The 25,574-nt window shown below is 38.5% G+C and carries 25 protein-coding genes and 1 tRNA gene; 2 read left to right on the top strand and 24 right to left on the bottom strand.

Annotated features, from left to right (window positions below; translation table 11 throughout):
• The first annotated feature begins 109 nt into the window (after positions 1–109).
• Positions 110–181: transfer RNA gene (locus AC3EA5_RS08195), tRNA-Arg, on the top strand.
• Positions 182–268: 87 nt separating this feature from the next.
• Here the strand turns inward: AC3EA5_RS08195 and AC3EA5_RS08200 are convergent.
• The 20 genes from AC3EA5_RS08200 to hprK form a co-directional block, all read right to left on the bottom strand.
• Positions 269–526 carry an HPr family phosphocarrier protein gene (locus AC3EA5_RS08200; RefSeq protein ID WP_488607873.1) on the bottom strand — a complete coding sequence of 86 codons (258 nt, stop codon included), beginning with the start codon at positions 524–526 and terminating at the stop codon, positions 269–271.
• 78 nt (positions 527–604) lie between these two features.
• Positions 605–1,558 (bottom strand): DNA-binding protein WhiA, encoded by a 954-nt coding sequence (gene whiA, locus AC3EA5_RS08205; RefSeq protein ID WP_394188864.1) that lies wholly within the window; start codon positions 1,556–1,558, stop codon positions 605–607.
• Between the two features lie 28 nt (positions 1,559–1,586).
• Positions 1,587–2,576, bottom strand: a complete 990-nt coding sequence (locus tag AC3EA5_RS08210) for a gluconeogenesis factor YvcK family protein (protein WP_488607874.1) — start codon at positions 2,574–2,576, stop codon at positions 1,587–1,589.
• A 4-nt stretch (positions 2,577–2,580) separates the two neighbouring features.
• Positions 2,581–3,465 carry an RNase adapter RapZ gene (gene rapZ / locus AC3EA5_RS08215; protein WP_394188862.1) on the bottom strand — a complete coding sequence of 295 codons (885 nt, stop codon included), beginning with the start codon at positions 3,463–3,465 and terminating at the stop codon, positions 2,581–2,583.
• Entirely contained in the window at positions 3,465–3,941 is a 477-nt protein-coding gene (locus AC3EA5_RS08220; protein ID WP_488607875.1) for an NUDIX hydrolase, read from the bottom strand. Before AC3EA5_RS08220 ends, rapZ begins: the two co-directional genes overlap by 1 nt.
• A gap of 607 nt (positions 3,942–4,548) precedes the next feature.
• Positions 4,549–5,499 carry a thioredoxin-disulfide reductase gene (gene trxB, locus AC3EA5_RS08225; RefSeq protein WP_488607876.1) on the bottom strand — a complete coding sequence of 317 codons (951 nt, stop codon included), beginning with the start codon at positions 5,497–5,499 and terminating at the stop codon, positions 4,549–4,551.
• Positions 5,500–5,572: 73 nt separating this feature from the next.
• Positions 5,573–7,099, bottom strand: coding sequence for a tetratricopeptide repeat protein (locus tag AC3EA5_RS08230; RefSeq protein WP_488607877.1), 1,527 nt, complete (start codon positions 7,097–7,099; stop codon positions 5,573–5,575).
• A gap of 77 nt (positions 7,100–7,176) precedes the next feature.
• Complete coding sequence (hisIE, locus tag AC3EA5_RS08235; RefSeq protein WP_488607878.1) at positions 7,177–7,809, bottom strand: bifunctional phosphoribosyl-AMP cyclohydrolase/phosphoribosyl-ATP diphosphatase HisIE; 633 nt, start codon at positions 7,807–7,809, stop codon at positions 7,177–7,179.
• Positions 7,806–8,564 (bottom strand): imidazole glycerol phosphate synthase subunit HisF, encoded by a 759-nt coding sequence (hisF, locus tag AC3EA5_RS08240; RefSeq protein ID WP_488607879.1) that lies wholly within the window; start codon positions 8,562–8,564, stop codon positions 7,806–7,808. Before hisF ends, hisIE begins: the two co-directional genes overlap by 4 nt.
• Entirely contained in the window at positions 8,558–9,301 is a 744-nt protein-coding gene (hisA, locus tag AC3EA5_RS08245) for a 1-(5-phosphoribosyl)-5-[(5-phosphoribosylamino)methylideneamino]imidazole-4-carboxamide isomerase (protein WP_488607880.1), read from the bottom strand. Before hisA ends, hisF begins: the two co-directional genes overlap by 7 nt.
• On the bottom strand, positions 9,298–9,951 hold the full coding sequence (hisH, locus tag AC3EA5_RS08250) for an imidazole glycerol phosphate synthase subunit HisH (RefSeq protein ID WP_488607881.1): 654 nt from the start codon (positions 9,949–9,951) through the stop codon (positions 9,298–9,300). The genes hisA and hisH overlap by 4 nt, the downstream gene beginning before the upstream one ends.
• On the bottom strand, positions 9,948–10,538 hold the full coding sequence (hisB, locus tag AC3EA5_RS08255) for an imidazoleglycerol-phosphate dehydratase HisB (RefSeq protein ID WP_488607882.1): 591 nt from the start codon (positions 10,536–10,538) through the stop codon (positions 9,948–9,950). The genes hisH and hisB overlap by 4 nt, the downstream gene beginning before the upstream one ends.
• Positions 10,535–11,821: a histidinol dehydrogenase gene (gene hisD, locus AC3EA5_RS08260; protein WP_488607883.1), complete on the bottom strand. Its 1,287-nt coding sequence runs from the start codon at positions 11,819–11,821 to the stop codon at positions 10,535–10,537. The genes hisB and hisD overlap by 4 nt, the downstream gene beginning before the upstream one ends.
• Positions 11,822–11,833: 12 nt before the next feature.
• On the bottom strand, positions 11,834–12,457 hold the full coding sequence (hisG, locus tag AC3EA5_RS08265) for an ATP phosphoribosyltransferase (protein WP_488607884.1): 624 nt from the start codon (positions 12,455–12,457) through the stop codon (positions 11,834–11,836).
• Entirely contained in the window at positions 12,450–13,634 is a 1,185-nt protein-coding gene (locus tag AC3EA5_RS08270; protein WP_488607885.1) for an ATP phosphoribosyltransferase regulatory subunit, read from the bottom strand. The genes hisG and AC3EA5_RS08270 overlap by 8 nt, the downstream gene beginning before the upstream one ends.
• Before the next feature lie 221 nt (positions 13,635–13,855).
• Positions 13,856–14,383 carry an acyltransferase gene (locus AC3EA5_RS08275; protein WP_488607886.1) on the bottom strand — a complete coding sequence of 176 codons (528 nt, stop codon included), beginning with the start codon at positions 14,381–14,383 and terminating at the stop codon, positions 13,856–13,858.
• Positions 14,380–15,036: a pyrophosphatase PpaX gene (gene ppaX / locus AC3EA5_RS08280; protein WP_488607887.1), complete on the bottom strand. Its 657-nt coding sequence runs from the start codon at positions 15,034–15,036 to the stop codon at positions 14,380–14,382. The genes AC3EA5_RS08275 and ppaX overlap by 4 nt, the downstream gene beginning before the upstream one ends.
• Positions 15,033–15,971, bottom strand: coding sequence for a nucleoside recognition domain-containing protein (locus AC3EA5_RS08285; RefSeq protein WP_488607888.1), 939 nt, complete (start codon positions 15,969–15,971; stop codon positions 15,033–15,035). Before AC3EA5_RS08285 ends, ppaX begins: the two co-directional genes overlap by 4 nt.
• 19 nt (positions 15,972–15,990) lie before the next feature.
• Entirely contained in the window at positions 15,991–16,803 is an 813-nt protein-coding gene (gene lgt, locus AC3EA5_RS08290; RefSeq protein WP_488607889.1) for a prolipoprotein diacylglyceryl transferase, read from the bottom strand.
• Positions 16,804–17,254: 451 nt separating this feature from the next.
• Positions 17,255–18,190, bottom strand: a complete 936-nt coding sequence (hprK, locus tag AC3EA5_RS08295) for an HPr(Ser) kinase/phosphatase (protein ID WP_488607972.1) — start codon at positions 18,188–18,190, stop codon at positions 17,255–17,257.
• 142 nt (positions 18,191–18,332) lie between these two features.
• Here hprK and AC3EA5_RS08300 point away from each other — a divergent pair, with 142 nt between their 5' ends.
• Complete coding sequence (locus AC3EA5_RS08300; RefSeq protein ID WP_488607890.1) at positions 18,333–18,893, top strand: N-acetylmuramoyl-L-alanine amidase family protein; 561 nt, start codon at positions 18,333–18,335, stop codon at positions 18,891–18,893.
• 45 nt (positions 18,894–18,938) lie between these two features.
• Here the strand turns inward: AC3EA5_RS08300 and AC3EA5_RS08305 are convergent, their stop codons facing one another.
• The 4 genes from AC3EA5_RS08305 to AC3EA5_RS08320 all read right to left on the bottom strand — a co-directional run bounded on the left by AC3EA5_RS08305 (position 18,939) and on the right by AC3EA5_RS08320 (position 25,555).
• On the bottom strand, positions 18,939–20,084 hold the full coding sequence (locus tag AC3EA5_RS08305; RefSeq protein ID WP_488607891.1) for a DUF4097 family beta strand repeat-containing protein: 1,146 nt from the start codon (positions 20,082–20,084) through the stop codon (positions 18,939–18,941).
• A gap of 78 nt (positions 20,085–20,162) precedes the next feature.
• Positions 20,163–23,060 carry an excinuclease ABC subunit UvrA gene (uvrA, locus tag AC3EA5_RS08310; RefSeq protein WP_488607892.1) on the bottom strand — a complete coding sequence of 966 codons (2,898 nt, stop codon included), beginning with the start codon at positions 23,058–23,060 and terminating at the stop codon, positions 20,163–20,165.
• A gap of 6 nt (positions 23,061–23,066) precedes the next feature.
• Positions 23,067–25,049 (bottom strand): excinuclease ABC subunit UvrB, encoded by a 1,983-nt coding sequence (gene uvrB, locus AC3EA5_RS08315; RefSeq protein WP_488607973.1) that lies wholly within the window; start codon positions 25,047–25,049, stop codon positions 23,067–23,069.
• A gap of 260 nt (positions 25,050–25,309) precedes the next feature.
• Positions 25,310–25,555, bottom strand: coding sequence for an IDEAL domain-containing protein (locus tag AC3EA5_RS08320; RefSeq protein ID WP_488607893.1), 246 nt, complete (start codon positions 25,553–25,555; stop codon positions 25,310–25,312).
• Positions 25,556–25,574: the final 19 nt, after the last annotated feature.

A 25,574-nucleotide genomic window follows, 5' to 3' on the forward strand; every position in this document is an offset into this window, starting at 1 on the left:
TCAGCTATATCCTTATCATATACAATATGGTCAAGGATGGTCAAATATAACGTTCTCAAATGTCTAGTTGAATTGTTGATAGCTAATTTGTATAATAGAAAAGTCGCTTGCCCTCGTGGTGCAATGGATAGCACGTAAGCCTCCGAAGCTTAAAATGTGAGTTCGATCCTCGCCGAGGGCGTTGTCAGAAGAAAAATTCAGCTTTCACCTTAAATGGTGAAAGCTGTTTTTTCTATCTTAACCTATGCAAATGTATTCCTCAGTGTGTTCAATCTTCTTTTTGAATCATCGCAATTAATCCAGATACAGCTTGTTCCTCATCAGAACCATCCGCACTAATGACAACTTGGGAGCCTTTGCTTATCGCTAAGCTCATAATCCCCATAATACTTTTAGCATTTACTTTTTTATCATCTTTTTGTAAATAAACATCCGCTTGATAGCGGTTTGCTTCTTGAACAAAAAGAGCAGCTTGCCTTGCTTGTAGTCCTGATTTTAAAGTTACCTCAACTTGTCGATCCAACATTCTCTAAATTCCCCCCTTAGCAAAAATCCGTACGTATATTGTTACTATGTTAGCTGATGTATGTGTTTCAGACAACTATCATTTCACTTTATCTAAACTTGTCCCACTTCTAAGTGCATCTGCAATCTCATCAAGCTTTCGCAATCTATGATTTATTCCCGACTTACTAACGGTGCCTGTGGAAACCATCTCGCCTAATTCTTTCAACGTCACATCTTGATATTCAACTCGTAAACGAGCGATTTCACGTAATTTCTCCGGTAATTGATCAATTCCCATGACATTATCAATAAATCGTATATTGTCTACTTGTCGAATAGCAGCACTAATGGTTTTATTCAAATTAGCCGTTTCACAATTAACAAGTCGGTTAACACTATTTCTCATATCCCGTAAGATACGGACATCTTCAAATTTCAATAAAGCCATATGTGCACCCGTTATACTTAAAAAGTCAGAAATTTTTTCTGCTTCTTTTAAATACGTGACAAACCCTTTTTTGCGTTCAATCGTTTTGGCATTTAGTCCAAATCCATTCATTAGAGCAACTAATGCTTCGCTGTGATCTTTATAAGAAGAGTAAATTTCTAAGTGATAAGCTGATGTTTCGGGATTATTAACAGATCCTCCAGCTAAAAACGCACCTCTTAAATAAGCACGTTTACAACATTTCTTTTTCACTAACTCTTTTGAAATCGTATGATTGAACTGAAAGTCATCAGAAATAATTTTCAAATCTTCCAGCAAAGCCTTCGCACCGTCACGAACACGGCAAATGTACACGTTATTCTTTTTTAAGCGCATTTTTTTACGAACCAGCAATTCCACCTGATATGGATACAATTCTTTCATCAGTGTATAGAGTCTTCGCGCGATCGCTGCGTTTTCAGTTTGCACATCTAGACTTAAAGCTCTATTGGCAAAGGAAAGGGAACCGTTCATACGTATTAGTGCAGATAACTCCGCCTTTGAACAACAAGGGGTAGATGCTGCTTGAGTTAATTCTTTTTTTGTTTCTGACGCAAATGACATGGGAACTCCCCCTTTCGGAAGGAAGATGTTAGGTTTGCTGATTTCGCATACTTTCATTTTCTTCCGCATATTGTACGAGCCATTCTGCTACTTTCGTTGCTTCATGACGAATCGCACCTTCTCTAATTGTTGCTATATCTTTTTTAACTACGTTTATACCCATTTGTGTTAAACGAGTTTCGTCATAACTTACGGGTTTTGATTGTTCTTGTTCATATACACGTTGCACAGACTGTGGAACTTCATCCGTATTCAATAAGATCGTATCAATAAATGGCGCTCCCATATGATACATTAATGCACGGACATGGTCGGCTGCAGAGTAATTATGTGTTTCTCCAGCTTGTGTCATTAAATTGCAAATGTATACATTCGGTACTTTGGAAGCTAAGATCGCTTCGCGAATTCCTTCAACCATTAGGTTTGGCAAAATACTCGTATAAAGACTTCCAGGTCCAAAAATTAGTAAATCCGCCCTTTCAATCGCTCGGATTGTATCAGGAAGCGGTTTCACATCATTTGGAGATAAAAACACGCGATGAATGCGTTGATTATATGTGGGGATTTTAGATTCTCCCGTAACAATTGTCCCGTCCTCTAATTCCGCATGTAAGGTGATTCGCTGGTTTGCGGCTGGAAGAACAGTTCCATTCACATTTAATACTCGACTCATTTCTCGAATCGCATGTGAGAAATCACCTGTAATATCCGTTAAAGCCGTTAACATTAAATTTCCAAGCGAATGTCCACCTAAATCATTTGAAGAACTAAAACGGTACTGGAACATTTCTTCTACTAAAGGTTCTACATCAGAAAGTGCAGCCATTACTTTACGTATATCTCCAGGTGGAGGAATGTCATAATCATCACGTAGCCTGCCTGAACTACCTCCGTCATCTGCGACAGTTACGATGGCAGTTAAGTCTACGGGGAATTTTTTCAATCCTCGTAATAACGTGGAAAGACCCGTCCCACCACCGATAATCACAATCCGTTTCCGGCGTTTGGAACGTGCCATTCCATCAACCCTTTCTATGCTTAATATCCCGATGAGTAATAACAGTTTGGTAGTCTTTTTGGAAAAGACCCGCAAAATGTTCTGCTAAAGTGACTGAACGATGTTGTCCCCCGGTGCATCCAAAAGCGATCACCAGTTGTCTCTTACCTTCACGTTTGTATTGAGGAATCATGAATAAAAACAAGTCCGCTAATTTTTCAATTAACAACTGCGTATCAGGCCATTTTAAAACATATCCAGACACATCCGCATCCAATCCAGTTTTAGGACGGAGCTCTTCTATATAATAAGGATTTGGTAAAAAACGAACATCAAATACTAAATCCGCATCAATTGGCATTCCATGTTTAAATCCAAATGACATCACATTTACAGTAAATGTAGAGTTGTCTTTTGATGAGAATTCTTCTTGAATTTTTTCTCTTAATTCTTTCGGTTTTAAATCAGAAGTATTGTATATAAATTGCGCACGGCCTTTTAATTCAGACAGTAGCAACCGCTCTTTCGCTATTCCTTCAAGAGGCAATCCAGCCGGAGCTAAAGGGTGAGAACGTCTTGTTTCTTTATATCGACGTACCAACGTCTCGTTATTTGCTTCTAAAAATAAAATTTTAGGAGTAACTAGGTCCGTTTTCCCCATATCATCTAGTGCACCTATTAATGAATCAAATAAATCGCCACCACGCATATCCATTACTGCGGCAATTCGGTTCATATCTTTTCCAGAGTCCTTCATCAACTTTAAAAAAGTTGTTAGAAGAGCTGGAGGCAAATTATCGATACAAAAAAAGCCTAAATCTTCGAAACTTTGAATGGCAACTGTTTTTCCTGCTCCAGACATGCCAGTGATGATAACCAATTCCGAATCTTGAGTTTGGCTCTTTTCCATTATTGATACTCCCCTTCACTTGATGCCTGAATGTTTTCATCTAACAATTCAAATTCTGGCGTATAGACAAATGTACCATATTGAATTCCTTGTTGCGTTACAGCAAATTGGAGATTTGTTCGATCGCCTTCTGCCATTGGCAGATGAGCTAAACTCTCGACTGGATGCCACTCAAGTATGCCTTCCTTAGTGGTTTCATAAGGAGTGCCTTCTAAACCATGAGAAACAAATGTAAACAACATCCACTCATCGATTACTTCATCTTGTTCTTGGATAATCATTGTATAGATTCCTTTTAAATGAGGCTGATGAGGTTGAGCATTGGTTTCTTCCTCGAATTCTCGAATTGCTGCCAAGTAAATGGATTCACCTTGTTCCATTTTGCCACCCGGCGCTACATACCAATCTCTACGAGGCTTTTTTAATAATAAAACTTGATTATCTTTTAGGACGATTAAATTCGCTATTCGTTGCACATTTTACACTCCAAATCCAACTAGACTCACTCATTCTATTATACAACTTTAATTGGACTTATATCAAAAAATCAATTTTACAATATGTAAAGTCCTTGGATAAGGATTTCCTACAAATATGAAGCTAAGTTAAATAGTACGGATTAAGTAAAAAAGATGACGTTACGGGGAAAGACCTAAAGATATATCTACGCGAATAATGGTCTAAGTTTTGAATTCTATTGTTTACGCTTCGCTTCTGTTCGGAAACGGACATATCATTACTGAGTTGACTTGGATTTATTACCAAGAATGATTCATCGGTCACTCTGAGAAGTTTATCGCACCGTCTGGAAGGTTTATCGGTCTATCTAAAGATTTATCACACAAAGGTGATGGTTTATCTCAAAAACACATCTCACCGGCAAGTTTACTTGTAGAAACAGCCAGTCCAAAACCTACTCGAAAGATGACGTCTTTAACAGGCAAAAAAGAGGCTGCTTCTTCGATTTTCATCGAGAAACAGCCTGTCAAAATGTTGCTATTAAAAAAGGGGGTCAATTTACTATCTTGACTATACACTTTTATTGTTGCAACGGTATTACAGAAGCATTAAGGAATGATTAAATTAAGCGTCTTTACTTAATTTTTCATGCAATTCTTCGATATAGTGTTGCGCGGCTTGTGCAGCAACGCTTCCGTCTCCTGTTGCAGTGACAATTTGACGTAATGTTTTTTCACGAACGTCTCCAGCTGCAAAAATACCAGGGATCGAAGTTTCCATTTGATCATTCGTTAAAATATAACCGGCTTCATTTAAAATGCCCAAATCAGCAAACGGCTTTGTTAAAGGAAGCATTCCGATGTAAATGAATACACCATCCGCTTTGAATTCCGTTTCAGTTTCATCGACAGTAGATTTTAAAGTTACACCGCCGACTTTCCCATTTTCATCATTGATTTCTTTTACAGTCGAATTCCAAATGAATTCGATTTTATCGTTGGCAAAAGCACGTTCTTGAAGAATCTTTTGTGCTCTTAACTCATCTCTACGATGAACAATCGTAACTTTGCTAGCAAAACGTGTTAAATATACGCCTTCTTCAACAGCAGAGTCTCCGCCGCCTACAACGACTAATTCTTTGTTTCTGAAAAACGCACCATCACATACTGCACAATAACTTACACCACGTCCGCCCAGTTCTTTTTCGCCTGGAACGCCCATTTTTTTGTATTCTGCGCCAGTAGTAATAATAATCGAGCGGGCTTTATACTCTTTCCCGCCAGCTTTAATTGTTTTATAAGCTTCGCCATCAATGATTGCTTGCACATCACCGTAAGCATATTCAGCTCCGAATTTTTTTGCATGGTCGAACATTTTTGTAGAAAGCTCAGGTCCTAAAATATGTTCAAACCCAGGATAGTTTTCTACTTCTTCCGTATTGGCCATTTGGCCGCCTGGAATTCCTCGTTCAATCATTAGAGTTGATAAACTACCACGAGATGTATAAACAGCAGCTGTCATACCAGCCGGACCTGCACCAATAATGACAACATCATAAATTTTTTCTTCAGTCATTTAAAAATCCTCCTAAAACAATCGGTCTTAAACAAATCGTATATAAAACGATTCCTTCGTTCAACTTATTTGCTTACGAATCAAACAATGGTAAAAACTGAATCAGTTCATTTACATATTTGGTTAATGTGGCAGATGTAATATCATAATTTGCAGCGACAGCTTTTTTCGTAATTCCTTGTCCTCTAGACGACTGGAACATATAATCCGCGGCAGCAGCTAAAGCATTTGGATTTTTAAAAGAATATTCTTTATCAATCGCACGCTCCATTAAAACGAACCACATTTGGAATAAAAATGAACCTGCAATTGAAACAGGCTGATATTTATTGTAAATGTATTCAGTCGCTTCAACCGCACGTAAAAACGAACGCTCACTATCATTTTTGCTATCAAATGAATGACCTAATGAATGTGCCAGTAACCATTTTTCCATAGAAGAATAAGATTCAACTCGAATCCACTCAGGATGGGACAAAATTTCTTGCTTATGCGATGTTTTACCAAGAAGAAAAAGACCGAACATCCGCTCACTGCGATAAGCATTTTCAAGCTTTTCAACAATGAAATCTCGATTGTGTTCCATGCCAGTTTGAGAATCTCCATCTTTTTGACCTGACCACGGCTCTAATCCTTCTTTATCTGGATCTATTTGAGTTAGAAGTTTCCACGTTTGTCGTGCAATCTCTTCGTGCCCTGAAAAATAGGCAGAGTGAGACAACCAAAAATAAAACCCGGGATCACCCTCGTAGCCTTTTTTCTGCAAAGAACGCAACCATTTAAAAGCATCTTCGTAACGACCCACTAAAGCGAAAGTTGCCCCGAGCTTATAACGATGTTCAATTAAATACGGTTGTATTTTACTTAGCATCGCAAGTAAATGATTCAATTCTTCTTCATCTTTTTCATAATAGTGAACCACGGTTAAATTACATAACGCATGTAAATTCCCTGTGTTTTCTTCTAATACTTGGTGCAATAAAGCTTTTGCTTGATCGACTTCACCAATGTAAAAATAAGCTAGCGCTAAATTATTATATGCTGCCCAAAACTCCGGATTTTCTTCAATGAGTTTTTCAAGTACTTCTACCGCTTGGTCAAAATTACCTTGCTCCATCATTTTTCTAGCTTTTTCTTGTATATAAAGGTTATCACTATCAATCGAATCGTCTTCAAAAAGAGGCCAATCTTCTTGTTCTGCAAAATCAATGATTTCCATTGCTTCTTCAGCATATACGCCACTTACATCCATCTCTGTATACTTAGTAGCATATTTTCGAGCCTCAACAATTAAGCCTAAATGAGCATACACTTCTGCTAAGAAGAAAATAATTTCTGTTTCATTAGGATCTAAACTATGAGCACTTTGAAGCAGCTCTAAAGCTAGGTCGTAATTTTCCAGTTCCATTTCAACTATCGCAAATTGCATCAAAATAAGCGGATCATCAGGACTGAGTTCCGCTGCTCTTTTCAAATATTTATGCGCCTTGTCAAACTGCTCACGATTGAGAGCTTGAAGCGCTTTTTGATAGTAGTACTCGCCAGTAGGAATAAACGACACTACATTTTCTTTTATAGGTTTTTTACGCTTGTTCTCCAAATAAATGCCTCCGAAAAAATGAAAAGGAACTTTTGCAGTCCCTTTTCAGTATCTTGCTATTATAGCACATTAGACAATTATTTACTCTCATGGCGTTTTTGTAAAACTTCCAGCACTTCATACAAATCTACTTTTTGTTCTTGAAGTAAAACTAATAAGTGATAAAGCAAATCCGCGGCTTCCCATTGCAATTCTTGCGCATCTCTATTTTTAGCTGCAATCACCACTTCAGTTGCTTCTTCCCCTATTTTCTTCCCGATTTTATCAACACCTTTTTCAAACAAATAAGTCGTATATGCACCTTCAGGCATTGTTTTTTCACGTTCTTGAATCACATTAACTAAATCCGCTAGAATGCCAAAGCTTCCTACTTTTTCATTTGGTGTTAAGACATCTTTATGGAAACAAGTTGTTTCTCCCGTATGACATGCCGGTCCATTAGGTATCACCTCTACAACTAATGCATCTTGATCACAATCTGTGCGAATAGAAATGACTTGCTGTTTATTCCCACTAGTCGCTCCTTTGTTCCATAACTCTTTTCGGGAACGGCTATAAAACCACGTTTCCTTTGTAGCAATCGTTTTTTCTAAGGACTCTTGGTTCATATAAGCAACAGTTAAGACTTCTTTTGTTTGTGCATGTTGAACGACTACTGGAACAAGTCCTTGCTCGTTAAATTGTATCGATTGCATGTTGAATTCAGTCATCTAACAGACACACCTTTCTCTTTTAAAAAGCTTTTCACTTCTTGAACACTCGTTTCTTTATAATGAAAAATAGAAGCCGCTAGAGCAGCGTCAACATCAACCTCAGTAAATACATCATAAAAATGCGCTGCGTTACCCGCTCCCCCACTAGCAATAACAGGAACAGAAACCGCTTCCCGTACAGCTTTCGTCAAAGCTAAGTCAAAGCCTTTTTTCTCACCATCTTGATTCATTGAAGTTAATAAAATCTCTCCCGCACCTAAACGAGTCGCTTCTTGCGCCCAGCCCACTGCCGTGAGTTCCGTTCTCTTGCGTCCTCCATGTGTATAAACCATCCAGGTGTCATCCTCGTCAGACCATTTGGCATCAATCGCAACTACGATGCATTGCGACCCAAAGAATGCTGCACCTTCAGAAATTAGTTCAGGACGTTCAATCGCTGAGGTGTTCACAGATACTTTGTCCGCCCCTGCACGAAGCATGTTTTTCATGTCTTCTAAGGTGCGAATACCCCCACCAACTGTAAAAGGAATCGCTAGTTCTTTTGCGGTTTGTCTAACAACATCAATCATCGTTTCTTTTCCTTCATGAGAAGCTGAAATATCTAAAAAAACCAGTTCGTCTGCGCCTTGTTCATCATAAAACTTAGCTAACTCAACTGGATCTCCCGCGTCACGGAGTGAAACGAATTGTATGCCTTTAACGACGCGACCTTCTTTGACATCTAAACAAGGAATGATACGTTTCGTTAACATGTTGACACCTCTGCTAATGCCTCAGACAAAGTAAAGCGATTTTCATAAATGGCTTTTCCGATAATTACACCATTAATCGTAGAACCTTTCGAAACATGAGCAACTGCCTTCACGTCAGCAAGTGAGCTAATTCCACCCGAAACAATCACTTCAGCACCTGTTGCTTCAGCAAGAAGTTCATTCGCTAATAGATTAGGCCCCATTAATGTACCGTCCGTTGCAATATCCGTAAAAATAAACGTTTTTGCACCACGTTCAGCAAAATACTGACCTACTTCAATCGCAGACTTAGAAGAAGTTTCAATCCAACCGTGAGTTGCGACCATCCCATCTTTAGCATCAATCCCTATGACAATTTTGTCTGGACCAAATTTTTCAATAAGAGATGCCGCTAATTCAGGTTGTTGTATCGCAAGACTTCCAATGATAACTCGTGCTACACCTCGGTCAAGGTAATGTTTCACATCATCTTCAGAGCGTATACCTCCACCAATTTGCACATTTACACCTAACTCTGTGGCAGCTCGTATCACATCTTCATCATGGATTCGTTTGCCATCTCTTGCACCATCTAAATCGACCATATGAATCCACTTTGCACCTTGACTTGCGAATGTTTTAGCCATCTCAAATGGTGAATCTGCATAAATCGTTTCTTGATTGTAATCACCTTTATATAAACGCACGCATTTTCCGCCGCGCATATCGATTGCAGGATATAGTTCAAGTGCACTCATTTTGAAGCACTCCTTTCCTTTACGTATCGAACCCACTCTGTAAGTAAATATTTACCGAATGGTCCGGATTTCTCTGGATGGAATTGCATACCCATAATGGCATCTTTTTGCACAAGTCCTGGAACAAACTGTCCCGCGTAAGTCGCACTTGCCAGCACTTCGCTTTGCTTCGTATTTTGCGCTAAATACGAGTGGACAAAATACACATGAGTGGACTCTTCTTTTGCTAAGTCATGCAACCAATCGGGCTGGTGGACAAAGGACAACGGATTCCATCCCATATGAGGAATCCGAACTTTTTTTTGCTGAGAGTCTAATTTATCAAACCTTTTAATCTCGCCCTTTAAAAGGTTTAACCCTTTGGTAGTCCCATTTTCATTACTCTGTTCATACAACAGTTGCATTCCTAAACAAATGCCTAACAATGGTTTATTTACCGTTGCTAATCCTTTGATGTAATCCGCTAAGCCAAGTTCATTTAATCTCTGCATGGCATCTGGAAAAGCGCCAACACCTGGCAGTAAATAACCGTCCATTTGATCTAACGCATCTCGTTCAGACGTAATCGTAACGTCACAACCTAGACGCAATAAGGCTTGTTCGACACTATATAAATTGCCCATTCCATAATCGATTACACCAATCTTCATGTTAATAACCCTTTTGTAGATGGAACGCCTTTCACTCTCTCGTCAATTGTCACCGCTTCATCAAGTGCTCTTGCAAGCGCTTTGAAGATTGCTTCAATCATGTGATGTGTATTATGACCATAGTGAACGATAACGTGAACATTCATACGAGCTTCAAGTGCAAACTTCCATAAAAATTCATGAACTAATTCAGTATCAAAATTACCTACCTTTTGCATTGGGAAAGTAGCACGAAATTCTAAATGTGGACGATTGGAACAATCAATTACGACTTGTGCTAAAGCATCATCCATCGGCACAAATGCGTTACCATAACGGCGTATTCCCTTTTTATCTCCTAAAGCTTCTTTCATCACTTGACCCAACACGATTCCGATATCCTCTGTTGTATGATGATCATCAATATGCGTATCCCCTGAGGCTTCAATCGTCGCGTTAAATAACCCGTGTTTTACAAAAAGATCTAGCATATGATCCATGAAAGGAACGCCAGTGTCAATTTCCGCTTGTCCTTCACCATCTAAGTTTAGTGAAACTTTCACTTGAGTTTCATTTGTTTTTCGATTTATGGTTGCTTCTCTCGTCATGATTGATCCACTCCTTTTTCCCATCTTCTAGACTCGACGGCTCTCGCATGTGCTTCTAAACCTTCCATTCTTGCTAGTCTCGCAATTTTGTCCACATGTTGTTGCCAGGTCTCTTTTGTATAGTAAATAATGCTTGTTTTTTTAATGAAATCGTCAACCGATAACGGACTCGAAAATCGAGCCGTACTATTTGTCGGCAACACATGATTCGTTCCCGCAAAGTAATCGCCAATTGGTTCTGAGCTATATCGGCCAATAAAAATAGCACCAGCATGACGGATTCGAACTGCGACATCATGCGGTTCAGTCGCCATGATTTCTAAATGTTCAGGAGCTAACTGATTGACTGCTTCCACAATTTGCGACATGGACTCGGCAATATAGATACATCCGAAATTCTCGATAGATGCGCGCGCAATATCTTCACGCGGTAATGTCCTTAACTGTCTTTCAACTTCTTGTGCAACTTCTGAAGCGAAAAATTCACTCGTGGTAAGTAAAATAGGACAGGCCATCGGATCGTGTTCCGCTTGAGATAATAAGTCAGCTGCTACTTCATCAGCGTAAGCTGTTTCATCCGCAATGATCGCTATTTCACTTGGTCCAGCAATCATATCGATTGCCACTTCACCAAACACTTCACGCTTTGCAAGAGCCACATACACATTTCCTGGACCCGTTATTTTATCTACAGGCTTGATGGTTTCTGTTCCATAAGCAAGCGCTGCAATGGCTTGCGCTCCACCGATTTTGTAAATCTCATCTATCCCAAGAATAGATGCCGCTACTAAAACAGCATCAGGTAAAATACCTTGGTTGTTCGGAGGAGAGACAATGACAATTCGTTTCACTCCAGCTACTTGAGCAGGTATAACATTCATTAAGACGGACGAAGGATACGCGGCTGAACCACCAGGAACATACAAGCCCACGGCATCTAAAGGATTAATGCGTTGACCAATAAAAGAACCGTGACTTACATCCACTTCATAAGATGAACGCTTTTGTTGTTCATGGAAATGACGAATATTAGCTGCAGCTTCTGTTAAATCATTTAGTAAAACAGCATCAAAATGCTCTTTGGCATTCTTTATTTCATCTTGTGAGACACGGAATTTCTCTAGTTTCACACCATCCCACTTCTCACTGTATTCAGCTATTGCCTCGTCTCCTCGACTTTGAACATCAGCCAATACACCTTTGACGGTTTTTAGTTGCTCCATGTTACCCATCTCTAAAGGCCGTCTCAAAGAAATATTTTTTGTTAATGAAACGATTTTCATTTCTTCCACTCCCTACTTCATTGACTCTTTTAACCGTTTCACCATATCTCGAATACGCTCACTTTTTAAACGATAACTCACTGGATTAGCAATAAGTCTCGATGTGACATCGACGATATGTTCATATTCAACAAGACCATTTTCTTTTAACGTACGACCTGTTGATACGATATCGACAATACGATCAGCTAACCCGATCATTGGTGCTAATTCAATCGAACCATTTAACCCAATGATTTCAACTTGCTCCCCTTTTTCTTTATAAAAAGCAGAAGCAATCTCTGGATACTTGGTTGCTACACGTGGCGCAATTTCGTTCATTGTTGTGTTTGGAAGACCGGCAGTTGCTATATAACACTGACTAATTTTCAAATCCAAGAGTTCATGTACAATACGTTTTTGTTCAAGTAATACATCTTTACCCGCAATTCCTATATCTGCAACCCCATGTTCTACATAAATCGGAACATCCATCGGTTTTGCTAATATAAATCGGATATTTTCCCCAGGAGCCTCAACTATTAATTTTCTAGATTCTTCTAAATCGTCAGGAAGTTGAAACCCTGCTTTTTGGAGCAGAACATATGCTTCTTCAAAAATCCGACCTTTTGGCATGGCAATGGTTAATTCACTCATTAGGGTTATCTCCTTCTACCAGCCATATGATTTGGCTGAAATGTTCTTGAAGTGCTTGTTTATCTTCTACGCTTTCAACAAACTGAAGGGTTGTCCGAATGCCTTCATCTCTCAATGCTTTTGCTTTTTGAATCGCCTCTAGATAATGACGCTTGTCAAAGAAAATGAGTGCATGTATGGTTGTATTTTTTGTCGGAATCAACACTTCGAGTAAGCGGTCGACACGCAAGCCAAATCCTGTGGCACCAACAGGTGAATTGAATTCTTTCAATAAACCGTCGTAGCGTCCCCCGTTACCTATCGCAAAACCAGATCCACTCGCAAACACTTCAAAAAGCATGCCCGAATAATAGCTCATTTCACTTGTTAACGTTAAATCATAGGTCACTTTGTCAGAAAGTCCGGCTTGCTCGAGTAACAATGATAATTCATTTAAATACGTAAACATTCCGACTTGATTAAGATTGGCTTCATCTATATAAGGACGGAGCTGTTCAATCGATTGCATATTCGACGCTTGTGTCAGAAATTCGAAAAAGTATTCTTTCGCTTCTTCGGTTAAATCATATTTGTTTATATGTTCTTCAAATCCGACTAGATTTTTATTCACAAGTAAATCGCGTAACTCTTTCACTTGTTCTTCTGAATGCGTGAGTTCCGTTAAAATGGAATGCAATAAGCCCGCGTGTCCTACCGTTAAACGGTAATTTTGAATCCCTAGCTCATTGACAAAGTCTGCAGCTGTCAAAATCATTTCAGCATCTGCATAAACCGATGAATCACCAATGAGCTCTACACCCATCTGTTCAAATTCAGCCGGTCTGCCCCCCTCATGCTCTTGCGCGCGAAAGACGTTAGCAAAGTAAGCGAGTCGTAACGGAATCTGCTCTCTTAGTAATTTTGATGTCGCGACTCTCACAATTGGAGTTGTCATATCTGGTCGCAGGACCAATGTTTCTCCTTGTCGATCCACTAACTTAAATAGCGATGAATCTCCAATTGCTGACGCCTTTCCAATTGTTTCGTAATATTCAACTGTTGGTGTTTTGATAAAATCAAAACCTCTTGATTGGAAAAAGGTTCTTCCTATATCACGTACTCTTTCTTTTTGTTCATTTATTAAAGGGAATGAATCTCTCATTCCAAGTGGTTTTTCGAATTTTCGTATTGGTGTCATGAATGTACTCACTTCCTAAAATAAGGATAATTTACTTTATCACACTAGCATACTACTACACTGAAATAAAAACTATTTTATCGTATACATGGGTCACAGTCAATTAATTATCGTTTCTTACATCTAAACTGATACAAGCTAAGTTTTTAATTTAGAATGCTATCTAATTCGTATACCCTATCGGTTGTAAAAAAAGACCTTATGAAGTGAGTAAATTCTCTTCATAAAGTCTTTTCTAGTTGTATGTGATTTCGCTTCAGCATTTCTTCAGCGGTATAAATGATCTTCATTGGATTGCCACCCACAAAACTTCCTGCAGGTACGTCTTGGTGAACGAGTGTTGCTGCAGAAACGATGGCATCATTGCCGATATGCACTCCTGGTAATATGGTCGAATTAGCACCAATTAATACCCGATCACCAATGACCACATCGCCAATTCTATATTCATCAATAAGATATTCATGTGCCAATATGGTTGTATTATAACCAATTATTGAATTCTTCCCTATTGATATACGCTCGGGGAACATCACATCGGGCATAACCATAAGCGCAAAGGAGGTTTGATCCCCCACCTTCATTTTTAAAAATGTGCGATAAAGCCAATTTTTGAATGGAAGTGAAGGACTGTATCGTCCCAGTTGAATAACAATGAAGTTTTTCATGACCTTTAAAAATGGCACTGTCTGATAAATATGCCATAATGAATTTGCTCCTTTTACAGGAAACCGATCCGTTCTTCTCATACCTTCTGTCCTTCAACCATTTGTAGTAAATCAGAAATGTGCTGTAACATGTAGGTTGGATTAAATGAAGCTAAATATTCCTCACCTTTAGCTGTCCATGCAACACCTGCTGTTCGAACACCAGCATTTTGCCCACCTTCGATATCATGATAGTTATCACCAATCATTATCGCTTCATCTTTTGAAGCATTTAACCGTGACAAAGCAAGAAGAATGGGTTCAGGATCCGGTTTTGGATTCACCACATCATCTAATCCAATCACCACTTCAAATACATCTTCAATTCCCATCCATTTTAAACCACGCATAATAATATCTTTCTTTTTAGTGGAGACAATCGCCAGTTTAATACCTCGTGCTTTTAATAGTCTAAGTGTCTCTGCTACCCCATCATACTCCACCACAAGATCGTCATGCATTTCTATATTTAAGGCACGATATTCTTGGATTAATTCATCCGTTAACGTCTCATCAATAGAGTCAAATGTTTGTTTTAAAGAAGGTCCAATAAAATGCAGACAATCTTCTTTTGTAAATCGTCCAGGGTATCGATTTCCTAAAACACTTAAAAAGGTTTGAATAATCAAATCGTTCGTATCTAATAAGGTTCCATCAAAATCGAAAAGAAGTGTCGTTATCGGTTGTTTATTCATGAGTTAAACACTTCCTTTTGTTTAGTTTGTTCCGCTCGTCTCCAAACCGTTGCTACCACAATGGTTAATACAAAGGCAGTGAAAAGTCTTAAGAAAAATAAAGGCAAAATCGGAATACCGAGAGGAATAAATATAAGCGTATCCTCAACTATGGCATGACAGGCGACTAAAAAGATAAAAACAAGTGTGGCGTCTTTCTTACTGACCCCATCTTCTCTAACTGCTTGAATCATAACACCTGCGCCAAAAGCTAGACCGATGACCAACCCTGACACAAGTGTCATCGAAGCATTTGGTGCAATTCCTAATACTTTCGTTAATGGTATTAGTTTTTCTGAGAAACGTTGTAAATAGTTTCGGTCTTTCAAGTATTGAATAATCACCATAAGTGGAATCACGACCAAAGCTAGTTGTACAACGCCGAAGCTTGCTTTCTGCAATCCTAGTAATATTATTTCAGCCCATCCATCCGGTACTGCTACTACTTTGGGGGCCATTCCGTATGTAGCAACTTCAGAACCACCTGACCAAACTAGGTTGATAACAATCGCTGAGATTGAGGCTAGACCTAAACGTACTAACAATACGACCCACAATTTCACACCAACTTTTAATGCTACGGCCGTTTCAATAAATAAATTATGTGAAAAAGAAAGCATCACTGCTAATATAAAAACTTCTTTAACGGTTAATTCAAGTGATAAAATACCAGCAATTCCAGCGTACAGATTTAGGAAGTTACCTAAAACTAATGGAATCGCTGCTTCTCCTCTTAATCCAAACACACTCATAATGGGCGAAACGAGATTAATAACCCACGGAAGAATTGGTGTGTATTGCAAGATTACCAGAATTAAAGTGATAGGAAATATAATTTTGCTAAGTGTCCATGTTGTTTGAAAACCTACCAATAATCCCTTTTTAATAGTTGACATGAATGAACATCCTCACTCTTTAAGCATCTTTATAGCGTGCTGCATTTTTCACCATTACTCTTCTATAAATCACGATGATTAACGCCACAGCAAAAGCGATAATGGATACCACTTGCGCGGTACGTAACTCACCGATTAAATACAAACTGTCCGTTCTCATTCCTTCAATAAAGAAACGTCCGAAGGAATACCACATGATATAAAATAAAAACATTTCGCCACGAAGTAAGTTAACACGTCGTAGTGCAATCATGATCATTACACCCGTAAAATTCCACAATGATTCATATAAAAAAGTTGGGTGATAATAAGTCCCATCAATATACATTTGATTAATAATCCAGTCAGGTAAGAATAAATTCTCTAAAAATGACCTTGAAACTTCTCCACCATGTGCTTCTTGGTTCATAAAGTTACCCCAACGACCAACCGTTTGCCCGATTAAAATACTCGGTGCAGTCATGTCGGCAAGCTTTAGGAATGATACATCTCTCTTTTTTGTAAACACATAGGCGACAATAAATGAAACGATTAAAGCACCATGTATGGCTAAGCCGCCTTCCCAAATTTGAAGAATCTTTCCTGGGTTCTGAGCGTAAAATTCCCATTTAAATAGTACATAGTATAATCTTGCGCCTAAAATGGCTAAAGGAACTGCCCAAATTAATACATCTGTTAAGAAATCAGGGTGAAATCCACGTTTCACCATCTCTTTTTGTGCAACTAAAAAGGCAATAACGATACCTGTTGCGATTATAACTCCGTACCAACGTACATCAATTGGTCCAAGCGAAAAGGCGATCGGATCAATTGCTCCTAGTAAAAAATTCATGTTGTTCTCCTTCCAAAGCTCTCTATTTAGTTAGTTTTGTTTATTGATAGTGTTGATTTCTTTTTCATTTAAAATCTACTTAGTTTAAAATTAAACGTTTTTCTTGATATTCCGCAAAACAGCTGCGCTTTCCGCGGGCTTGCGCCGAACTAACTCGGACTTATCGTCCGAGTGGATTTCGACACTTCGCTTATCCCGCTGGAGTCTTCGCCGTGTTACTCCATATCAAAAGTAATCGACTATCCTTAAACAATTTTGCACATGTAAATCTGTGACTTTTTCCTACATCCAATTAGCTAACAATTTCACATAAGAAGTTCCTGAAAATTTTTATCATGTAAGTCAAAGTAAAACGAGAAAGTCAAAATCACCGAGCCAATCGCATGCTTCCACAAATCTAAAATCCTCTAGACTTATTATTTAATATTAAGTAAAGAGCTTATTATTCTTTTTAATAAGAAGCGTCCTCATTTTGACTGATGACATCGTTTAACCGATTTGAAAACTCTTCTGCTGCATTTACACCCATTCGTTTTAAACGATGGTTCATAGATGCTACTTCAATAATAACAGCTAAGTTACGTCCTGGACGAACAGGAATGGTGAACTTGGTCAAATCCGTGTCGATGATTTTCATTTTTTCTTCATCTAACCCAAGTCGATCATACGTCTTGTTCGCATCCCAAATTTCTAAGTCAATAACGAGGGAAATACGTTTGAAGCTGCGAATGGCACTTGCACCAAATAAGGTCATGATATCGATAATACCTACTCCACGAATCTCGAGTAAATGTTCAATCAGTTTTGGTGCGCTTCCCACAAGAGTGTTTTCAGCTTCTTGTCTAATTTCTACACAATCATCTGCAACTAAGCGATGTCCACGTTTCACTAATTCCAACGCAGTTTCACTTTTACCTACGCCACTCTTTCCTGTGATTAATACACCTACTCCATATACATCGACCAATACGCCATGAACAGCAGTCGTTGGAGCTAGTTTACTTTCAAGAAAATTAGTCAGTAAACTTGAAAAGCGTGTGGTCGTCATTTTAGTCGTTAATACGGGTACATTTTCCTCATTCGCTGCTTTTTTTAACTCTTCTGGAACGTTCATGCCATGTGAAATAATAATAGCAGGTGTTTCAGGTGAACAAAGTTTTTTCATTCGCTCCATTCGTTCATGAGGCAAGAGCATATCAAAAAAGGATAATTCCGTTTTACCTAATAACTGTACACGGTTAGCAGGATAATGGGTGAAATAACCGGCCATCTCAAGTCCAGGTCTAGAAATATCACTAACTGAGATATGACGTCCAATGCCTTCCTGTCCGCTGACTAGACTTAATTCAAACATTTCTTTGACGTCCTTGGTGGAAACTTGAACCAAAAAATCACCTGCTTTCTTCGAATTTCGAATCATTCTTCATGCTTCATATTTTAGCATGACTACCGAGAAATGAAATGATTTTAACCTCAACTTGTCCCTTTTCTTGAATTCCTTTCTATATAGGAAAGAGGAGGGTTGATAAATGTTGAAAATTATTATTGATGCAGGTCATGGACCACACACCCCTGGTAAACGTTCACCAGACGGTCAGTTAAGAGAATTTGAGTTCAATGAAGCAGTCGCTAGGCGACTTAAAAAGAACTTGCAAAGCCAGAATGTCCTATGTATTTTTTCACATGATATTAATCGAGATGTTCCTTTGAATGAGCGGATCACCTTAGCTAATCGTATGAAAGCAGATTTATTCATTTCGATACATGCAAACGCATTTGGTAAACAATGGAATGAAGTAAATGGGATTGAAACCTTTACATGGTTACACGCGAGAAGTGTCACGAGGAGTTTTGCTACGTTGATTCACCAAGAGGTGATCAAGTCAACAGGTCGTAAAAATAGGGGTATCAAACAAGGAAACTTCGCAGTTTTGCGAGAAACAAATATGCCTGCAGTATTAGTAGAATGCGGTTTTATGACGAATAAACAAGAAATGAAGTTATTGAAAGATTCTGTGTATCAGCAACAATGTGCTGATGGAATCTCAAATGGAATTCAACGTTTTATTGAAAGAACTAAACAATGTTAGGAAAAGGAAAACCCGAATCGAAATCGATTCGGGTTTTTTACTTGTTTATTCAGAACTAATGTAGCGGACTAAGATTGAACCTGTTTTCGCTTCACCTTTGATGTATAAAGGAGCAGATGAACCTTCAAGGTCTTTTGTAAAACGAATATTCTTTTGTAAGAAATGGTCTTGTTCATTTAATCTCGTTACATCTGGCAAAGCAACATCCATTTTGCCAAAGTTCGATGATACTTCACCTTGTAAAGCAACGGAAGATGGAACGTAAATTTCTACGGATCCTGCTACTGCAAGACCTTCAATTTTAGTAGCTTCTTTATTTTTTGTCGTTAATGCCACATGACCATTTACAGATTGCGCCTCAATATTTTTCAGAAGCCCATCGATATAAATACGCCCATTAATTGTTTCGGCATCGATTTTATTCCCTTTTGCATCTTTTACAAGAATAGCTCCATTCGCTGTTTGGATTTCTCCGTCCTCGATTGAACAATCCTTAAGTTCAATCTTCCCGTTCGCAGTTTTCACTTTTAAACGGTCCGTTTCGAGGTGTTTCCCATTGAATGCACCATTAAACAATCGAACTGAAATAGAATCGTATTTTGCTTTTGGTATATAGAGAACAATATTTACGGAAGTCGTTTTCAAATCACTAATAATACGTAATTTTTGTTGATCTACCACAAAAACAAACTTGTCATGGAATTCCCTTTTCCCTTCTTCTTCAGAAGAAGATCTGTAGACTTTCACGTGACATTCTGCTCGCAGCTTCCCGTCTTGTGATGGATAAATCTCTAACTTACCATTGGCTAAATCAGCTGAAATGTTGTTAAAATCCACTTCTTCCTTGTGGATGGTGTGGTGAAATTCCATTGGCTCACCAAAAGGCATATCGAAATCAAATGATTTCATCTTTCCAACGGCTGATTGCATTAATTGCATGAATCGATCGCCAAATTGTGAAAAATCCCGTTTAATATCTTCCATGAAATCATCTGCTTGAGATGATGTTGAACTTTTCGTATGTGTTTCTTTGTTGGAGTGACTTGAATGAGTCGGCTGTTCCACCTGTTTAGTAGGACCAGTCGTATTACCCGTTTCATTTCCTAGAGCCTCTAGCAATACTAACGCTTCTTGAGCAGAAATCGAACCTTTTTCAACTAAGTCTAAAATGCGTTTACGTTCTTCTTGCATATTATTGGCCTCCTCTAAGGTTGCTTTTAGGCATACCTTTCTATTCCCTTATACATACGAATCAATTGGTAAAAGGTTTCACTTTGCTTCTACTGGAACTTTTTTTGTTTTCTTCTTAGAAGCTTTTTCTAATTCTACATCCATTCGTTTTCGTTCGCGCTCAAGTACAGGTTTTAAATAATGACCCGTATATGATTTTTTGACTTTCGCAATTTCTTCCGGTGTCCCAACCGCTAAAATCGTTCCACCTTTGTCTCCGCCTTCAGGTCCTAAGTCAATAATATAATCAGAAGTTTTAATCACATCTAAATTATGTTCAATGACTACCACCGTATCTCCATTTTCTACAAGCCTTTGCAATACAATCAGCAAACGAGCAATGTCATGGGCATGCAAACCAGTTGTGGGCTCATCCAAAATATAAAAAGACTTTCCATTCGAACGTTTGTGTAATTCAGAAGCAAGTTTCACTCGTTGGGCTTCCCCGCCCGATAAAGTCGTTGCTGGTTGTCCTAATTCCATGTAACCAAGACCAACATCAACAATCGTTTGTAGTTTTCGTTGTATCTTTGGAATGTTTTCAAAGAATTTCGTTGCATCTTCTATCGTCATTTTTAATATCTCTGCGATATTTTGACCTTTATATCGAACTTCTAGTGTTTCACGATTATAGCGTTTCCCATGACAGATTTCACATGGTACATAAACATCCGGTAAGAAATGCATTTCAATTTTAATGATTCCATCGCCGCGACATGCTTCACAACGACCGCCTTTTACATTGAAGCTAAATCGTCCTTTTAGATATCCTCTAACTTTTGCTTCATTCGTTGATGCAAAGACATCACGAATATCGTCAAACACGCCTGTATAGGTCGCTGGATTTGATCTAGGTGTACGACCAATAGGTGATTGATCGATATCGATTACTTTTTCAAGTGCTTCCACACCCGTAATTTCTTTATGTTGCCCAGGCTTCGCTTTGGCTCGGTTCAGTTTTTGGGCAAGAGATTTATGTAAAATCTCATTTATTAACGTACTTTTCCCTGATCCTGAAACGCCTGTTATGGATGTGAAAACCCCTAGTGGAATATCAACGGAAACATTTTTTAAATTATTTTCAGTTGCACCTTTTATCGAAATCATGCGTCCATCTGGTTTTCTGCGTTCAATTGGAAGTGGAATGAATTTCTTTCCACTCAAATACTGGCCAGTTAAAGATTTTTTACTTTTCATTACTTGCTCAGGAGTTCCAGATGCCACGATTTCTCCACCATGCACACCAGCACCAGGACCAACATCTATTAAATAATCGGCTGCCATCATTGTATCTTCATCATGTTCTACAACGATTAATGTATTGCCGATATCCCTCATATTTTTTAATGTAGCAATCAAGCGATCATTATCTCGTTGATGCAAACCGATGGATGGCTCATCCAAAATGTATAGTACGCCTGTAAGACGTGATCCGATTTGGGTAGCTAATCGAATACGTTGAGCCTCTCCTCCAGATAAGGTTCCAGCTGCACGGCTTAATGTTAAATAATCCAACCCAACATTAATTAAAAATCCTAAACGTTCTCGAATTTCACGTAAAATCATCTTGGCAATTTGCATATCTTTTTCCGATAAACGCAATTGATCAAAGAATTTATCGGCTTCTTCTATCGAGAATTCTGTGACTTTCCCAATATGAATAGAATCAACCTTCACTGCTAATGTTTCAGGTTTTAAACGATAACCTTTACATGTTGGGCAATCTTGTTGCGCCATGTATTTTTCCATTTGATCACGAATGTAATCAGATGACGTCTCTTTAAATCGACGTTCAATATTTGGAATAACTCCTTCAAAATGAATAGCGTTGTCTCGCACTTGTCCAAAATCATTCTCGTATCTAAATCTAATTTTATCTGACCCTGAACCATATAAAATTTTATCCATTTGCTCTTTTGGTAGTTCTTCTACTGGAACAGACATATCAATTTTATAATGCTTACATACTGCTTCTAATAATTGTGGGTAATATTGTGAACTCGTTGGTTCCCAAGGGGCAATGGCACCCTTTTTAAGAGATAGGGACCAATCAGGAATGACTAATTCTGGATCCACCTCGAGTTTTGTTCCTAAACCATCACATTCTGGACAAGCACCAAAAGGACTGTTAAATGAAAACATACGTGGTTCTAGTTCCCCAATTGAGAAGCCACAAATAGGGCATGCATGATGTTCACTAAATAAAATCTCTTCATGCTCCATTACATCAATCAGTACTCGTCCATCAGCTAAACGTAATGCCGATTCCAAAGAGTCTGCAAGACGTGGAGCAATATCTTCTTTCATCACAATTCGGTCAATGACAATTTCAATATCGTGCTTTTTATTTTTCTCTAATTGAATGTCATCGTCTAAGTCCATTAAATCACCATTTACACGAACCCTTACATAACCTTGCTTTTTAACATCTTCCAGCATTTTGGCATGTGTTCCTTTACGACCCGAAACAATGGGAGCTAGAATTTGCATGCGTGTTTTTTCTGGAAACTCGAGTAAGCGATCTACCATTTGTTCAATTGTTTGGGAAGTAATTTCAATCCCGTGATTTGGACATATCGGTTTTCCTACACGTGCATACAATAGTCGCAAATAATCATAAATTTCCGTTACTGTCCCAACTGTTGAACGCGGATTACGGCTCGTCGTTTTTTGATCGATTGAGATGGCTGGCGATAACCCCTCAATGGAGTCAACTTCCGGCTTGTCCATTTGACCTAAAAACTGTCTAGCATAAGCAGAAAGTGATTCAACATAACGACGTTGACCTTCTGCATATATCGTATCGAATGCTAAAGATGATTTACCGGAACCTGATAAACCCGTCATAACGACGAGCTTATCACGTGGAATCGATAAAGATAGATTTTTTAAATTATGTGCTCGAGCACCTTCTATACGTATTTCCTGGTTTTTCAAATTCAATCATCCTTCCACTTTCAGTTCCAAAATGGTATCACGCAATTCTGCTGCACGCTCGAAATCTAATGCTTTTGCTGCATCTTTCATTTCTTTTTCGAGGGTTAGCAAGAGCGTTGCCTTCTCGTCTTTTGTGAGTTTCTTTCCTTTTGTTACTTTTTCCATATATGTCACCGTTTCTTCAGAGTCGTGTGATGCACGAATTACATCGCGAATCTCTTTCTGAATAGTAGTCGGTGTTTTACCATGTTTTTCGTTATATTCTTTCTGTATCGTGCGTCGGCGTTCTGTTTCACCAATCGCTTTGGTCATCGAATCAGTCATACGATCCGCATACATAATGACATGACCATTCGAGTTACGTGCAGCACGTCCAATCGTTTGAATGAGTGAACGTTCAGAACGTAAAAATCCTTCTTTATCAGCATCTAAGATTGTCACAAGTGATACCTCTGGAATATCTAGTCCTTCTCTTAATAAGTTTATTCCTATTAAGACATCGTACACGCCCATTCGAAGTTCACGAATGATTTCAATTCGTTCTAACGTTTTTATTTCTGAATGGAGATAGTTTACTTTTACCCCAATTTCTTTTAGGTAAGCCGAAAGATCTTCGGACATTTTTTTCGTAAGCGTCGTTACTAGTACGCGTTCATTCTTCTCTGTTCGCTTACGGATTTCTTCTATTAAATCATCAATTTGTCCTTCGATTGGGCGAACTTCAATCGTTGGGTCAAGTAGCCCAGTTGGACGGATGATTTGTTCGACCATTTCCGGCGTGTGTTCTAACTCATATGGTCCCGGTGTGGCAGATACAAATATCGCTTGTTTCATATGACCTTCAAATTCTTGGAATGTTAAAGGACGATTATCCATAGCAGATGGTAAACGGAATCCGTGATCGACCAACACTTTTTTACGAGCTTGGTCACCGTTGAACATACCTCGAACCTGTGGTAACGTTACGTGACTTTCATCTACTACTAACAAGAAATCATCTGGGAAGTAATCAAGCAATGTATAAGGAGTTGCACCAGGTTCACGTAATGTTAAATGACGAGAGTAGTTTTCAATCCCTGAACAAAAGCCCATTTCTCGCATCATTTCTAAATCATAACGAGTCCGTTGTTCAAGTCGCTGTGCTTCAAGTAGCTTGTCCTCAGCTCTCATAATTTTCAACTGTTCTTCTAGTTCAACCTCAATGTTTTCGATAGCTTTTACGAGTTTTTCTTCACGTGTTACGAAATGGGAATTCGGAAATATAGCAACATGTTCACGTTCTCCGATAATCTCACCAGTTAGAGCATCTACTTCACGAATACGATCTACTTCATCCCCAAAAAACTCAACACGAATACAACGTTCGTCGCGAGAAGCTGGGAATATCTCTACAACATCTCCTCGAACGCGAAATTTACCTCGTACAAAGTTCACATCATTTCTCTCGTATTGTATATCAACCAATTTTCTCAAAAGTTGATTGCGTTCAATTTCCATTCCTTTGCGAAGGGATAACACCATTTCTCTATATTCTTCAGGATTACCGAGTCCGTAAATGCATGATACGGAAGCGACGATTAATACATCTTCCCTTTCAAATAATGCAGAGGTTGCTGAGTGACGTAGCTTATCAATTTCTTCATTTATACTGGAATCCTTTTCGATGTACGTATCGGTTTGCGGAACATAGGCTTCCGGTTGATAGTAATCATAAAAACTAACAAAGTATTCAACTGCATTATTCGGAAAAAACTCTTTAAACTCACTATATAATTGGCCTGCTAATGTTTTATTGTGAGCCATAACTAACGTGGGACGCTTAATTTCTTTCACGACATTCGAAACAGTGAATGTTTTCCCAGTTCCCGTTGCTCCAAGTAAAGTTTGATACTTTTTTCCATCTTCAAGTCCTTGTATTAATTCTTTAATGGCTTGAGGCTGATCTCCATCTGGGCGATAAGGAGCTTGTAAATCAAATGACTGTACGATAACAATTCCTCCTATAGTAAAGCAATATTTGCTCTGAAATTCGTTTTTTATTTATACTTTTAGCTTATCATATTCCCCTTTTTATTACGAACAAAAAGCGAACGTATGTTTTTTCGTGAAATTTAGAAAGACATAGCTTGCACCGAAGCTGGTGAAAGCTATGTCTTTCTTTTACTATTATCCGTAAACTTGTACTTTCTAATCCGTAAAAGCAAAAATCCGTTCTTCGAAAAGAACGGATACACTAAAGGATTATTAGGTTAAATAACTTCACTTTCACGTTGAAGTTCTTGAAGTTCTTGCGCAAAAGCAACAAAGGATCCTTTGTTTTTTTGATCAAGTGCATCATCAATTAATGTAAGTAATCTCTCTTTTCGCTGCTCCCGATGCACATGGTTTAAAAATAAATCCATATAAATCTCATTCAGCAGCTTTTCTGCTTCAGTAACCGTTTGACTCCGTCCCATGGCTTTCAGAAAATCGGCATAAGAATAATATTTATCCATCGCATTCACCTCGGATGCC

The organism is Paenisporosarcina sp., from assembly GCF_057785155.1.